This is a genomic window from Streptomyces sp. BK208 (genome assembly GCF_004364245.1).
In the GTDB taxonomy this organism is placed as follows: domain Bacteria; phylum Actinomycetota; class Actinomycetes; order Streptomycetales; family Streptomycetaceae; genus Streptomyces.
Map to the genome: position 1 here is coordinate 363240 of NZ_SOAV01000007.1, position 13534 is coordinate 376773.

The following is a 13534-nucleotide window of genomic DNA, read 5'->3' on the forward strand; positions in this document are numbered from 1 at the left end:
GCACCACCAGGAGTCCCGCCAGTGACCGCCGAAGCCCCCACCGCACCCGCCCTGTCCTACGGGCGGCTCGTCCCCGTCACCGTCCACTTCGACGACCTCGACGCGCTCGGGCTGCTGCACAACGCGCGCTACCCCGTCATGGTCGAGCGGGCCTGGACCGAGCTGTGGGCCGGGCACGGCGTCCGCTTCGAGGGCGACTGGGCGGCGGCCGGCGACGCCTGCAACGCGGTCAGGGAACTGACGATCAGCTACGAGGCGCCGGTCACCAGGCCCGGAGGGTACGCCGTCCACCTGTGGCTGGACCGGCTGGGCACCACCGGACTGACCTACGGCTTCCGCTTCTGCTCGGCGGACGGCGCCACCACCTACGCCCACGGCACCCGCGTGCTGGTCCGGCTGGACTCCGGGACGCTGCGCCCGGCGCCGTGGAGCGAGGCGTTCAGGACTGCCGGTCGGGCACTTCTGCGGCCGACGGACTGATCGTCGGCCGGTTGCGGTCCCCGGACCGCAGCACCCGCGCGAACGCCACCAGGCAGCAGGCCAGCACGGTCACCAGACCGAACGACACCACCAGGCTGGTCGCCTGGGCCAGGCCGCCGATCGCGCTCGGCGCGACCAGCCCCGAGGTGTACGTGATGGTGGCAACGCCCGCGATGGCCAGGCTCGGGTTGGAGCCGGCCCGGCCGGCGGCGGCGAAGCACAGCGGCACGACCACGGCGATGCCGAGACCCATCAGCGCGAAGCCGGTCATCGCCACCGCCGGGTGGCCGCCGACCACGACGAGCAGCCCGCCCAGGGTGGCCAGCACACCGCTCACCCGGACGGTCCGCACCGCGCCGAACCGGTCCACCACCTTGTCACCGGCGAGCCGGGCCACCGCCATCGTGAGCGTGAAGCCCGTCGTGCACGCCGCCGCGAGACCGGCGGAGGTCTCCAGCTCGTCGCGCAGGTAGACCGCCGACCAGTCCAGGCTGGCACCCTCCGCGAACACCGCGCAGAAGCCGACCGCGCCGATGAGCAGCGCCGACCTGGGCGGCAGGGCGAAGCGCGGCGGCGGGTCCTCGTCCTCGGCGGGCTGGAGGTCCAGGACCCAGGCGCAGGCGACCAGGCCCGTCACGGTCAGCACCGCGGCCGCCAGGAGGTGGTGCGTCCGGGCGTCCGCGCCCAGATGGGCCGCGAGCGTACCGGCCGCCGAACCGATCAGTGCGCCGGTGCTCCACATGCCGTGCAGCCCGGACATGATCGACTTGTCGAGCCGGTTCTCGATCTCGACGCCGAGCGCGTTCATGGCCACGTCCGACATGCCCGCCGAGGCGCCGTAGACGAACAGCGCGAGGCACAGGGTGAGCAGGTTCGGCGCGAGGGAGGGCAGCACCAGCGCCAGCGTCCACAGGGCCAGCAGACCGCGCAGGGCGGCCCGGGCGCCGAAGCGGTGGCTGACGCTCCCGGCCAGCGGCATGGCGAGGGAGGCGCCGAGCGCCGGGAAGGCCAGCGCCAGCCCCAACTGGCCCGCGCTCACCCCGGCGTGGTCCTGGATCCACGGCACCCGGGTCGCGAAGGAGCCGGTGACGGCGCCGTGCACGGCGAACACGGCCGCCACCGCGTACCGGGCGCGCTTCACCTCGCCTCGCCCGTACAGCCCTGTGCTCATGGTCCACCCCTCCGTGTCTCCGGCGCGCGGCAGTGTGGCAGCGCGGGGCGTAAACTATCAGGGAGCCTGCCTGATAGATAGTGGATTACCGGCGTGCGCCTCCACGCCACCGATCTGGAAGGATCCCGGCATGCCCGCATCCCCGAGCACCGCCCGGGCCATCAACGACCGGCTCGCCCTCCATCTGCTGCAGCAGGAGGGCCCGTTGACGGCAGGCCAGTTGAAGCAGCTGACCGGCCTGTCCCGGCCCACCGTCGCCGACCTCGTCGAACGCCTCACCGTCTCCGGGCTGATCGAGGTGGCGGGGGAGTCCGGCGAGCAGCGCCGCGGGCCCAACGCCAAGCTGTACGGCATCGTCGCCGAGCGCGCCTACCTCGCCGCCCTCGACGTGCGCACCGAAGGGGTCGCCGTCCTCGTCTCCGACCTGCTCGGCCGGGTGCTGGCCGAGGCGTCCGGACCGATCGACGACCACACCGGCACCGGTCCCGCCGTGGAGCAGGCGGTGAGCCTGGTCGAGCGGGCGGCGAAGGAGGCGGGCGCCGACCGGCTGCACACCGTCGGCATCGGTGCCCCCGGCCTGATCGACCCGGCGGGCGGCGAACTGCGCGACTCCATGGGCCTGCCCGAGTGGCACCGGCGCCTGATGGCCGCCCTCCAGGAGAAGTTCCCCGAGGCGCGCGTGGGCGTGGAGAACGAGACCAACCTCGCCGCCCTCGCCGAGCAGCGTGACGGAGCCGCCCGGGACCGGGACACCTTCGTCCTGCTGTGGCTAGGGCTCGGCATCGGCGCCGCCGTCGTCCTGGACGGCACCCTGCGCCGGGGGGTCTCCGGAGGCGCGGGCGAGATCGGCTTCATGCCGGTGCCGGGTACCGCGGGCCTGCCCTCCGCGACCGACTGCGACGGCGGCTTCCACTCCGTGGCGGGCGCGGCGGCGGTGACCGCGCTCGCCGCGGAGCACGGGGTGACGGCACGGCCCACCGGTCCCGAGCCGCACGCCGCCGCGCTGGTCCGCGAGGCGGTGCGGCGCTCGTCCACCGGGGCGGACCCGGCCGCCGAGCGCTTCCTCGACGCGCTCGCCGACCGCGTCGTCCTCGGCGCCGCCGCCGTCGTCTCCGTCCTGGACCCGGGCTGCCTGGTCCTCGCCGGCGAGATCGGCCGGGCCGGTACCGACGCCCTCGCCGACCGCGTCCAGCGCCGTCTCACCCGGATGTCCCCGCTGGCCACGGAGGTACGGCCCAGCACCCTGGGCGGCGGCGCGGTCCTGCGCGGCGCCCTGCTCACCGCCCGCGACCGCGCCCAGGACGATCTCTTCGGCCCGCCGGAGCGATGACCCGCCGAGCCGGCGGGAGGCTCACGCAGGGGGCGGCCGGCGCCGTCAGCACCGGGCGGCGCTCCGTCGTCGCCTCACGGAACGCGCGGTGGGCCTTCCCCGCGAGCGGCATGTTCACCACGGCCCGCCGGCGTCCCGTCGCGCTCGGACGGGCGCGGGCCGGCGAAGCGAAGCCGCGCACCCCGGGACCACCCGGGCCGGGTGTCCGCCCGGCGGGACCGCCCGGAACCCGCGGCATGTGACGGCGTGCGGGTGAGCGAGTGGGGAGACCCGGCGGCGGGCAAGGGCCTTCGTCACCGCCGCCGGGCCCGTTCGGGTGGGGTCAGCAGGCGCCGAGGTCCTGCCAGACACCCCATTCACCGGTGGTCCCGGGCTTCTCGCCCTTCGTCCACCACTTGGACTTCCACGTGTGCCCCTGGTGGGACACGGTGCTGCCACCGCCGTACGAGGCGGCCGCGTCCCAGGCCGGGGCGGCGCACTGCCCGGTGCCACCCGTCGGACTGGGTCCGGGCTCAGGGGACCCGGTGCCCGTGGGCGTCGGGGTCGGCGTCTGCGTCCCCGGGGTCACCACGGTCGTACCCCGGCCGAGGTCGCCGGCCAGGGCGTACTGCTTGCCGCCGATCGTCACCGTCCAGTTCGACGGGGTCGACACCGGCAGGTAGTAGTTGAACGCCAGGTCGACGGTCGCGCCCGGCGCCAGCGACTGCCAGGCCGGAAGCTTCAGCGACACCCGGTGGAAGTCGCCCTTCAGACCGCCCGCGTTGCCGCCCGTGTGACCGCTGCTGATCACCTTGGTGCCGAAACCGGACTGGTCGGAGGCGTTCCCCGGGGCCGAGGTCCCGTAGTCGAACTGGAACTCCGTGCCGCCCGGCAGCGTGGACCCGGTGTTGTTCGTGATCCGCAGCTTGGGCGTGATCGGGTAGTTGGAGTCGCCCAGCTTGAAGTCCGTGAACTCCACGCCCACGTCCACGGCCTCCGCCGGCAGGTCCGCGTTGGATTTCCGCGCGCCGTACGGCGCGGCCGACTTGAACGTGTCGTACATCAGCGAGGTGAGGGTGTCGCCCGCCTCGTACTGGCCCTTGGCGGCGTTCCAGCCGTAGTCGCCGGCGAGTTCCCAGATCATCGCACCGCCGATGCCGCGGTCCACCACGTAGTCGGCCTTGGTCCCGACCGACTGCTCGTCCTCCGTGGAGAGGAAGACCTTCTTCTCGGCGTTCCACAGCCAGGGCGCGACCAGCGTCGCGTCGTACTTGCGGGCGTACGTGCCCGTCAGCTTCGTGTCCGCCGGGAAGCCGTAGTCGGTGACGTAGTCGCCGACGATGCCCTTCTCCAGGTTCTTGGCGTGCCACATCGGGTTGGAGCCCGCCGGGGACTCCTTGCCGCCGGTGTCGAGGTCGTGCCAGAGGTTGTCGATGCCGACGGCGCCGTCACCGCACTTGGCCAGGCCGGAGCCCGCCGGGCAGGAGGAGGCGGACGCCTTGCCCCACAGTCCGTCGGTCCCGCCCTGGACGTTCTTGTGGCCGCGCGTGTAGTACGGCAGGCCGATGTTGATGCGGCCGGCCGGCATGGAGCCGCGGAAGTAGTGGTAGGCCCAGTCGGTGTTGAGGTAGCCGACGCCGCCGTACTGGGCGCTGCCGTAGACGCCCGCGGCGGCCAGCTCGGCGTCCCTGCCGTCGTCGAAGAGCGAGGCGTTCGGGCCGACGTACTCGTTCCAGGCGCCGTGCAGGTCGTACGACATGATGTTGACGTAGTCCAGGTACTTCTGGACCTGGAAGGTCTCCATGCCGCGCAGCAGGTAACCGGAGGACGGCGCGGCCACGGAGAGGAGGTAGTGCCTGCCGTCGGCGGCGCCCGCGCGGTCGAGCTTCTCGCGCAGCGTCTTCATCAGCGCCGCGTAGCCCTTGACCAGTCCGGCCCGGCGGCCGTTCGCGAAGGACCAGTCGAGCGGGTTGCCCGCGTCCTTCATCGTGGTCGGGTACTCGTAGTCGATGTCGACGCCGTTGAAGCCGTACTTGCGGACGAAGTCGACCGCCGAGTCCGCGAAGGTGTCGATGCCGGTCTGGTTGACCGAGCCGTCGGCCTTGGTGGCCATCGAGTAGAAGCCGCCCGAGTCCACGCGTGAGCCGTCGTCCGCGAAGTAGCCGCCCGTCTCGGCCCAGCCGCCCACCGAGATCATCGTCTTGACGTCCGGGTGCTGCTTCTTGAACTTGTTGAGCAGGTTGAAGTGACCCTTGTAGGGGAGGCCCGGGTCCATCTCGGCGCCCGCGACCCCGGGCCAGGTCATGCCGGTCGCCGCGTTCTTCTCGCCGTCCGAGCCCACGGAGAGCCGGTTGCCGCCGTCGACGTGCGCGAAGGCGTAGTTGATGTGGGTGATCTTGTCCCACGGGATGTCCGAGGCGAGGTAGGCCGGCGTGCCGTCCTTGCCCGTACGCCAGCCGGTGAAGTAGCCGATCACCCGGCGCGGATGGTCGGCGCCCATCTTCTCCCGGCCCGCCGAGTCGTAGACCGAGCAGTAGGGGACGTCCGTGCCGGGGGTCCGGTAGAGCCCGTCGGGTCGACAGGACTCCTGGTCGGCGGCTTGCGACGCGGTGGCCGGAAGACCGGCGAGCAGCAGGCCGGCCACGGCGGCGACCGCCGCGAACAGGGCCGGACCCGCTCTGTGGCGGGATCTGGAGCGTGACGGGGAAGGCACAGTCGGTTCCTCTCCACGGAAGTTGCGCAGACCCTAGAGAGGACTAGACCAGTGAGTCAATAGGTATGGACCAATCTCAAGGCGTCGGCGCGGCCGTGCAGTTGGGTCGCCGTGGCGCGCCCCGGCCGCCGGGATCCGGGTGTCCTGTGAGCCACCCCACACGCACTGTCCGTATGGAGGGGGATCAGTCGTGGCAGACTGGCCCTGTACCAGAAGCAGCGCACTCCGGGGTCGGTGAAAGTCCGAACCGGCGGTTACAGTCCGCGACCCGGTCGCCTCCAGCGACCGGTTGACCAGGTGAAATTCCTGGACCGACGGTTAAAGTCCGGATGGGAGGCAGTGCGCGGCGGGCGAGCACACGTGCGCGCCGCCGATCTCTGGGGCGCGTCCGTCACGGGCGGGCCCCGTCCGGCGTCGTCGTTCCCGGTGTTCCCGCTCGTCCCTTCTGTCGTTCGTCGACAGCCCCGGAGTCCGTGCCCGAAGAGGCAGGAGGACCCGGGAAGTGTTCACCGGAATCGTCGAAGAGCTGGGCGAGATCACCGCCGTCGAGACCCTCGACGACGCCTGTCGCTTCCGCCTGCGAGGCCCCGCCGTCACCGAAGGGGCCCGGCACGGGGACTCCATCGCCGTCAACGGCGTCTGCCTCACGGTCGTCGACCACGAGGGCGACGAGTTCACCGCCGACGTGATGGCCGAGACCCTGAACCGCTCCAGCCTCGGCGTCCTCGCCGTCGGCTCCCGCGTCAACCTGGAGCGCCCCACCGCCGTCGGCGCCCGGCTCGGCGGCCACATCGTGCAGGGACACGTCGACGGCACCGGCGAGATCCTGGAGCGCACGCCCTCCGAGCACTGGGAGATCGTGAAGATCTCCCTGCCCGCCGGTCTCGCCCGCTATGTCGTGGAGAAGGGCTCCATCACCGTCGACGGCATCAGCCTCACCGTCGTCGACGCGGGCCCCGACTTCTTCACCGTCAGCCTCATCCCCACCACCCTCGCCCTGACCACGCTCGGCATCAAGCAGAGCGGCGACCCGGTCAACCTCGAGGTCGACATCATCGCCAAGTACGTCGAGCGGCTGCTCGGCACGCAGGGGGGCACCCGGTGAACTGGCTCAACTCCGAGGCGTTCACGCTCTTCGACCAGCACATCAAGTGGTCGGACATGATCGGCAACGTGATCGGCCTGCTCGGCCTCGCGCTCGGCTGGCGGCGCTCGATCTGGACCTGGCCCGTGCAGTTCGTCTCCGGGCTCGTCCTCTTCGCGGCCTTCGCCACGGCCCACCTCTCCGGCAGCGCCGGCAAGCAGATCGTCGTCATGGTCGTCGCCGCCTGGGGCTTCTGGCAGTGGAACCGCGGCCGGCAGCGGACGCAGGACGGCTCCGTCGCCGTACGGTTCGCCACCTGGCGCGAACGCGGCGCGCTGGCCGCCGCCGCCGCCGTCGGCACCCTCGTGGTCGGCGCCCTGTTCACCGCCTACCCCACCCTCTCCTGGGACCCCTGGCCGGACGCGTACATCTTCGTCGGCACCGTCGTCGCCATGTACGCCCAGGCCCGCGGCATGGTCGAGTTCTGGTTCGCCTGGCTGCTGGTCGACCTCGTCGGCGTCCCGCTGAACTTCGCCAACGGCTTCGCCTTCTCCGGCTTCGTCTACGTCCTCTACGGCGCGCTCGTCCTGTGGGGCCTGCGCGACTGGTGGCTGCGCTCGCGCAACGCGGCCCGCCCCCTCCCGGAAGGAGCGCCCGCATGAGCACGGCACCCATCCTCTACAGCCCCGACGGCCCCGAGGACCTGGTCCTCGACCCCGTCGAGCGCGCCGTCGCCGACATCGCGGCCGGCCGTCCGGTCGTGGTCGTCGACGACGAGAACCGCGAGAACGAGGGGGACCTCGTCATCGCCGCCGAGAAGGCGACCGAGGAGATCGTCGCCTTCATGATGAGCGAGTGCCGCGGGCTGATCTGCGCCCCCATGGAGGGCGCGGAACTGGACCGGCTCCGGCTCCCGCAGATGGTCGACGACAACACGGAGTCGATGAAGACCGCCTTCACCGTCTCCGTGGACGCCACCGCCGCGCACGGCGTCAGCACCGGCATCTCCGCCTCCGACCGCGCCACCACCCTCCGGCTCCTCGCGGGCGGCACCGCCGAGCCCACCGACCTGGTCCGGCCCGGCCACATCTTCCCGCTGCGCGCCCGCCCCGGCGGCGTGCTCGTCCGCAACGGCCACACCGAGGCCGCCGTCGACCTCGCCCGCCTCGCCGGACTGCGTCCGGCCGGCGCCATCGTGGAGATCGCCGGCGAAGACGGGCGCATGCTGCGGCTGCCCGAGCTGATCCCGTTCGCCCGCAAGCACGGTCTGACGATCATCTCCATCGAGGACCTGATCGCCTACCGGCGCAGCGAGGAGCCCACCGTCCGCCGCGAGGCCGAGGTCCGCCTGCCCACCCGGCACGGCGAGTTCACGGCGTACGGCTACCGCTCCACCGTCGACGGCGTCGAGCACATCGCCCTCGTGCACGGCGACCTCGGCGACGGACGGGACATCCTGGTCCGCGTCCACTCCGAGTGCCTCACCGGCGACGTCTTCGGCTCCCAGCGCTGCGACTGCGGTCCCCAGCTCGACGCCTCCCTGGACCGCATCCAGGCCGAGGGCCGGGGCGTGGTCGTCTACCTGCGCGGCCACGAGGGACGGGGCATCGGCCTGATGTCCAAGCTGCGCGCCTACGAACTCCAGGAGCGCGGCCGCGACACCCTCGACGCCAACCTGGAACTCGGCCTGCCCGCCGACGCCCGCGACTACGGCGCGGGTGCCCAGGTCCTCGCGGACCTCGGCGTGCGCTCCGTCCGCCTGATGACGAACAACCCGGACAAGAGCGAGGCCCTCGAACGGCACGGCATCGAGGTCACCGGCCGCGAGCCCATGCCCGTCCAGGCCGGCGAGCACAACCTCCGCTACCTGCGCACCAAGCGGGACCGGATGGGACACGACCTGCCCTGGCTGGACACGACCCCCGTGTCCACCTGCGGCAACCAGTAAGCAGTAAGCAGTAAGCAAAGCGATACGAGGAGACACGTGAGCGGCAAGGGTGCACCGGAACTGTCCGTACGCAACGTCGGGGACCTCAGGGTCGCCGTGATCGCGTCACTGTGGCACGACAAGGTGATGGACGGACTGGTGGACGGCGCCCTGCGCGCTCTGCACGAACTGGGGATCGACGAGCCGACCCTGCTCAGGGTTCCCGGCAGCTTCGAGCTCCCGGTGGTCGCCAAGGTCCTCGCGGGCCGCGGCTACGACGCGATCGTCGCCCTCGGCGTCGTCATCCGCGGCGGCACCCCCCACTTCGACTACGTGTGCCAGGGCGTGACCCAGGGCCTCGTCCAGGTCTCCGTCGAGACCGGCGTCCCCGTCGGCTTCGGCGTCCTCACCTGCGACACCGAGGAGCAGGCCCTGGACCGGGCGGGCATCGAGGGCTCCCGCGAGGACAAGGGGCACGAGGCGGTGACCGCGGCCGTCGCCACGGCGGCCACGCTCCGCTCAGTATCCGAACCGTGGCGCTAGGCCGTCCGGCACACGCGTAAAGTGGGGGCCATCATGTCCAAGAAGACGTTCGAGGAGCTGTTCACCGAGCTCCAGCACAAGGCAGCCCACGGCGACCCCGCCACCTCCCGCACCGCCGAACTGGTCGACAAGGGCGTCCACGCCATCGGCAAGAAGGTCGTCGAGGAGGCCGCGGAGGTCTGGATGGCCGCCGAGCACGAGGGCAAGGACGCCGCCGCCGAGGAGATCTCCCAGCTGCTGTACCACGTCCAGGTCATGATGGTCGCCCGCGGCATCTCCCTGGACGACGTCTACGCCCACCTGTAAGTCACCGGTCACCGCACCGCACCCCGTTCCCACCCCTTACGCAAAGGAAGCCGACCTCATGCTGCGCATCGCCGTCCCCAACAAGGGTTCCCTGTCAGGCCCCGCGGGGGAGATGCTGCATGAGGCCGGCTACCAGCAGCGCCGCGAGTCCAAGGAACTGCGGATCGTCGACCCGGTCAACGAGGTCGAGTTCTTCTACCTCCGCCCCCGGGACATCGCGATCTACGTCTCCTCCGGCAAGCTCGACATCGGCATCACCGGCCGCGACCTGCTGGTCGACTCCGGCGCCCGCGCCGAGGAGATCCTCCCGCTCGGCTTCGCCCGCTCCACCTTCCGCTTCGCCGGCAAGCCGGGCACCGCGGACGGCATCGACGACCTCAAGGGCCGCACCGTCGCCACCTCCTACGAGGGCATCGTCGCCGCCCACCTGGCCGACCGGGGCGTGGACGCCTCCGTCGTCCACCTGGACGGCGCCGTCGAGACCGCCATCGAGCTGGGCGTCGCCGAGGTCATCGCGGACGTCGTCGAGACCGGCACCTCCCTGCGCAACGCGGGCCTGGAGGTCTTCGGCGAGCCCATCATGCAGTCCGAGGCCATCGTGATCCGCCGCTCGGACGCGGAGCCCGACGACACCACCGAGCCCAAGGTCCAGCAGTTCCTGCGCCGCCTCCAGGGCGTCCTGGTGGCCCGCACCTACGTGATGATGGACTACGACTGCCGGGTGGAGCAGCTGGAGAAGGCCGTCGCGCTCACCCCCGGCCTGGAGTCCCCGACCGTGTCCCCGCTGCACAACGAGGGCTGGGTCGCCGTCCGCGCGATGGTCCCCGCCAAGGAGGCCCAGCGGATCATGGACGACCTGTACGAGATCGGTGCCCGGGCCATCCTGACCACGGCCATCCACGCCTGCCGGCTCTGACGTCCGCCGGACCGGAGCACGACCGGAGCCCCACCATGCCCGACACCACGCCGGACGACCTGCCGGCCCTGCCCGTCACCTTCCGCCCGGGCCGCACCCGTGCCGTCCTGATCGTCCTCGCGGCCGTCACCTTCGTGACCGTCACGGCGCTCGGGATGCTGCTGCGCGGCCTCGGACCCGGGGAGCGGCTCAGCTTCGTGCTGACCGCCCTCGTCCTGGCCGGCGTCCTGCTCCTGCTGGCCCGGCCCCGCGTCGTCGCCGACGAGTCGGGCGTCACGGTGGTCAACCTGACCGCCAGGCGTCACCTCGACTGGCCGGAGATCCTCCGGGTCAACCTCCGCCAGGGCGACCCCTGGGTCTTCCTCGACCTCAGCGACGGCACCAGCCTGCCCGCGCTCGGCATCCAGCCGGGCATCGCCAAGCAGCGCGCCCTCGCCGACGCACGTGCCCTGCGCGACCTCGTGGAGGCCCGCTCCGGTGCCCGCCCCGAGGCCCCGCGTGACTGACGCGCTAGCGCCGACCCTGCCGCGGGCACCCTTTTCCTGATTAATCTGGGAACGCGGACGCGGCCGTCGCGTCCTCGCCCCGTCGCTCCGCCCGGTGCGCGGGGTTCCTGCTACCCGAGGAGTGACCCCCTCCGGCGATGGACGGATCGTCCTGCAGTACTTGCGCCGCCCCCTGCTGTGACACCCCACAGGCGGCGGCAACATGACCACCCCCCTGCTGCTCCTGGCAGCCGCGCTCCTGCTCATCCTCGCCAACGGCTTCTTCGTCGCGGCCGAGTTCGGCCTGGTGACCGTCGAGAGGCCCGACGCCGAACAGGCCGCCGCGGCCGGTGACCGGCGCGCCCAGCGGGTCGTCGAGTCCCTCAAGGAGCTGTCCTTCCAGCTCTCCGGCACCCAGCTCGGGATCACCATCACCTCCCTCGTCGTCGGCATGCTCGCCGAACCGGCGCTCGCCCAGCTGCTCGACGGTCCGTTCACGGCGGCCGGCGTCCCCGGCGGCGCGGTCTCCGGTGTCTCGGTCGTCGTCGGCATGCTGCTGGCCTCCGCGGTGCAGATGGTCATCGGCGAGCTGGTGCCCAAGAACTGGGCGGTGTCCAAGCCGCTCCAGGTCGCGCGCTTCGTCGCAGGCCCGCAGCACGCCTTCGCCCGCCTCTTCCACCCGGTGATCTCCGCGCTCAACACCGTGGCCAACCGCCTGGTCCGCGCGCTGGGCATCGAGCCCGCCGAGGAACTGGCCTCCGCCCGCACCCCGGGCGAACTGGTCTCCCTGGCCCGGCACTCCGCCCGGGCCGGCGCCCTGGAGCAGGACACCGCCGACCTCTTCGTCCGGACCCTGTCGCTGGGCGACCTGACGGCGCAGCACGTCATGACCCCCCGCGTGAAGGTCAGCGCGCTGCACTCCTCGGCCACCGCCGAGGACGTCGTCAACCTGACCCGCGCCACCGGCCTGTCCCGCTTCCCCGTCTACCGCGAGAAGATCGACGAGATCGTGGGCATGGTCCACCTCAAGGACGCCCTCGCGGTCCCGGTGCACGACCGGCTGCGCACCCCCGCCGGCCGGATCGCCCGCCCCGCGCTGCTCGTCCCCGAAACCCTGCCCGTGCGGCCGCTGCTCACCCGCCTGCGCAGCGAGCAGCCCATCGCGGTCGTGGTCGACGAGTACGGCGGTACGGCCGGCGTCGTCACCCTGGAGGACATCGTCGAGGAGCTCGTCGGCGAGGTCCGCGACGAGCACGACGGCCTGGACGCGCCCGAACTCGCCCCCGCCCCGCCGGACGAAGGCCGACCCGCCTGGGACGTCGACGGCAGCTGCCGCGTCGACGCCCTGCGCCGCATCGGTCTGGAGGCGCCCGAGGGCCCGTACGAGACCGTGGCCGGCCTCGTCGCCGACCTGCTCGGCCGCATCCCGGCCGTCGGTGACCGCGCGGAGCTGCCCGGCTGGCGGCTCTCGGTCCGCCAGGTCGGCCACTACCGCGCCGAACGCATACGACTGGTGCGCACCGCGCCGGTCTCCGTCCTGGAGGCGGCCCGATGAGTGTGCTGCAACTCCTCTTCGCCGCCCTGCTCGTGCTGGCCAACGGCTTCTTCGTCGGCGCCGAGTTCGCCCTCGTCTCCGTGCGCCGCAGCCAGATCGAACCGCTCGGCACCGCCCGCGCCCGACAGGTGCTGTACGGCCTGGAACGGCTGCCGCAGATGATGGCCGCCGCCCAGTTCGGCATCACCGTCTGCTCGCTGACCCTCGGCGCGGTCGCCGAACCGACCGTCGCCCACCTGCTGGAGCCGGTCTTCGAGTGGATCCACCTGCCGCACGGCATGATCCATCCGCTCGGCTACGTCATCGCACTGGCCGCCGTGGTCTTCTGCCATCTGGTCATCGGCGAGATGGTCCCGAAGAACCTCGCGATGGCCGCGCCCGAGAAGGCCGCGCTGTGGCTCAGTCCTGGACTGGTCGCCTTCGCCCGCCTGTGCCGGCCGATCACCGTCGCGCTCGGCGCCTGCGCCCAGGGCATCCTGCGGCTCTTCCGGGTCGAGCCCAAGGACGAGGTCGAGGCCGTCTTCACCAGCGAGCAGCTCAACCGCCTGGTGGAGGACGCCGGCCAGGCCGGACTGCTCGACCCGGAGGAGCAGGAACGCCTGGAGGACGCCCTGGAACTGGGCTCCCGCCCGGTGACGGACGTACTGCTCGGCCGGGAGTCCCTGGTCACGGTCAGCCCCTCGGTCACCCCCGGGGAGATCGTCGCGCTCACCGCCCGCACCGGATACTCGCGCTTCCCGATCGCTGCGGAACAGGGCGCCTTCATGGGCTACCTGCACGTCAAGGACGTCCTCGACCTAGAGGAGTCCGACCGCGCCGTCCCCCAGCACCTGTGGCGCCCGATGACCACGCTCCGCCCCGAACTCCCGCTGGACGACGCCCTCACCGTCATGCGCCGCGCGGCCACCCACCTGGCCCAGGTCGCGGACGCGTCGGGCAAGGTGCTGGGTCTGGTCGCCCTGGAGGACGTACTGGAACTCCTGGTCGGCGAGGTGAACGATCCGGCCCACCGAGAGGTGACGTTGGCGACGTAGCCGCGAGCGGT

Annotated in this window: 13 protein-coding genes, 1 pseudogene and 1 riboswitch; of the genes and pseudogenes, 11 read left to right on the forward strand and 3 right to left on the reverse strand. The window is 72.1% G+C overall.

From position 1 onward, the window contains the following. Positions 1-21 precede the first annotated feature (21 nt). Entirely contained in the window at positions 22-480 is a 459-nt protein-coding gene (locus tag EV562_RS19990) for a thioesterase family protein (protein WP_133888159.1), read from the forward strand. On the opposite strand, the gene EV562_RS19995 is transcribed toward EV562_RS19990, so the two are convergent. Then, a complete protein-coding gene (locus EV562_RS19995) occupies positions 440-1651 on the reverse strand; it encodes an MFS transporter (RefSeq protein WP_133888160.1) in 1212 nt (403 codons plus the stop codon). The genes EV562_RS19990 and EV562_RS19995 overlap by 41 nt on opposite strands. A gap of 130 nt (positions 1652-1781) precedes the next feature. Between EV562_RS19995 and EV562_RS20000 the strand changes: the two genes are divergently transcribed. Next, the gene (locus tag EV562_RS20000; RefSeq protein ID WP_133888161.1) at positions 1782-2981 is read left to right on the forward strand and encodes an ROK family transcriptional regulator; all 1200 of its coding nucleotides are present in this window, start codon (positions 1782-1784) and stop codon (positions 2979-2981) included. A 76-nt stretch (positions 2982-3057) separates the two neighbouring features. Here EV562_RS20000 and EV562_RS35625 read toward each other — a convergent pair. Continuing rightward, positions 3058-3204: pseudogene (locus tag EV562_RS35625) on the reverse strand (nucleoside-diphosphate sugar epimerase); the annotation flags it as partial. 99 nt (positions 3205-3303) lie between these two features. Then, on the reverse strand, positions 3304-5673 hold the full coding sequence (locus EV562_RS20010; protein ID WP_133888162.1) for a chitinase C-terminal domain-containing protein: 2370 nt from the start codon (positions 5671-5673) through the stop codon (positions 3304-3306). A gap of 216 nt (positions 5674-5889) precedes the next feature. Beyond that, positions 5890-6020, forward strand: a riboswitch (FMN riboswitch). 155 nt (positions 6021-6175) lie between these two features. Between EV562_RS20010 and EV562_RS20015 the strand changes: the two genes are divergently transcribed. The 9 genes from EV562_RS20015 to EV562_RS20055 all read left to right on the forward strand — a co-directional run bounded on the left by EV562_RS20015 (position 6176) and on the right by EV562_RS20055 (position 13523). After that, a complete protein-coding gene (locus EV562_RS20015; RefSeq protein ID WP_133888163.1) occupies positions 6176-6778 on the forward strand; it encodes a riboflavin synthase in 603 nt (200 codons plus the stop codon). Beyond that, positions 6775-7419: a nicotinamide mononucleotide transporter family protein gene (locus EV562_RS20020; protein ID WP_133888164.1), complete on the forward strand. Its 645-nt coding sequence runs from the start codon at positions 6775-6777 to the stop codon at positions 7417-7419. Before EV562_RS20015 ends, EV562_RS20020 begins: the two co-directional genes overlap by 4 nt. Continuing rightward, complete coding sequence (locus EV562_RS20025) at positions 7416-8705, forward strand: bifunctional 3,4-dihydroxy-2-butanone-4-phosphate synthase/GTP cyclohydrolase II (RefSeq protein ID WP_133888165.1); 1290 nt, start codon at positions 7416-7418, stop codon at positions 8703-8705. The genes EV562_RS20020 and EV562_RS20025 overlap by 4 nt, the downstream gene beginning before the upstream one ends. A 36-nt stretch (positions 8706-8741) precedes the next feature. After that, positions 8742-9227, forward strand: coding sequence for a 6,7-dimethyl-8-ribityllumazine synthase (gene ribH / locus EV562_RS20030; protein WP_133888166.1), 486 nt, complete (start codon positions 8742-8744; stop codon positions 9225-9227). A 33-nt stretch (positions 9228-9260) separates the two neighbouring features. After that, positions 9261-9533, forward strand: a complete 273-nt coding sequence (locus EV562_RS20035; RefSeq protein ID WP_030380826.1) for a phosphoribosyl-ATP diphosphatase — start codon at positions 9261-9263, stop codon at positions 9531-9533. A 58-nt stretch (positions 9534-9591) separates the two neighbouring features. Further along, positions 9592-10449, forward strand: a complete 858-nt coding sequence (gene hisG / locus EV562_RS20040) for an ATP phosphoribosyltransferase (protein WP_133888167.1) — start codon at positions 9592-9594, stop codon at positions 10447-10449. A 35-nt stretch (positions 10450-10484) separates the two neighbouring features. After that, positions 10485-10955 (forward strand): PH domain-containing protein, encoded by a 471-nt coding sequence (locus tag EV562_RS20045; protein WP_133888168.1) that lies wholly within the window; start codon positions 10485-10487, stop codon positions 10953-10955. Between the two features lie 202 nt (positions 10956-11157). After that, positions 11158-12489 carry a hemolysin family protein gene (locus EV562_RS20050; protein ID WP_133888169.1) on the forward strand — a complete coding sequence of 444 codons (1332 nt, stop codon included), beginning with the start codon at positions 11158-11160 and terminating at the stop codon, positions 12487-12489. Beyond that, entirely contained in the window at positions 12486-13523 is a 1038-nt protein-coding gene (locus EV562_RS20055) for a hemolysin family protein (RefSeq protein ID WP_133888170.1), read from the forward strand. The genes EV562_RS20050 and EV562_RS20055 overlap by 4 nt, the downstream gene beginning before the upstream one ends. Positions 13524-13534: the final 11 nt, after the last annotated feature.

Excerpts from the sequence above, each read along its gene's own strand:
- EV562_RS20045 (WP_133888168.1), top strand. The coding sequence starts at position 10,485 with ATGCCCGACACCACGCCGGACGACCTGCCGGCCCTGCCCGTCACCTTC.
- EV562_RS20035 (WP_030380826.1), top strand. The coding sequence starts at position 9,261 with ATGTCCAAGAAGACGTTCGAGGAGCTGTTCACCGAGCTCCAGCACAAG.
- EV562_RS19995 (WP_133888160.1), bottom strand. The coding sequence starts at position 1,651 with ATGAGCACAGGGCTGTACGGGCGAGGCGAGGTGAAGCGCGCCCGGTAC.
- EV562_RS20055 (WP_133888170.1), top strand. The coding sequence starts at position 12,486 with ATGAGTGTGCTGCAACTCCTCTTCGCCGCCCTGCTCGTGCTGGCCAAC.
- EV562_RS20050 (WP_133888169.1), top strand. The coding sequence starts at position 11,158 with ATGACCACCCCCCTGCTGCTCCTGGCAGCCGCGCTCCTGCTCATCCTC.
- hisG (WP_133888167.1), top strand. The coding sequence starts at position 9,592 with ATGCTGCGCATCGCCGTCCCCAACAAGGGTTCCCTGTCAGGCCCCGCG.
- EV562_RS20025 (WP_133888165.1), top strand. The coding sequence starts at position 7,416 with ATGAGCACGGCACCCATCCTCTACAGCCCCGACGGCCCCGAGGACCTG.
- EV562_RS20000 (WP_133888161.1), top strand. The coding sequence starts at position 1,782 with ATGCCCGCATCCCCGAGCACCGCCCGGGCCATCAACGACCGGCTCGCC.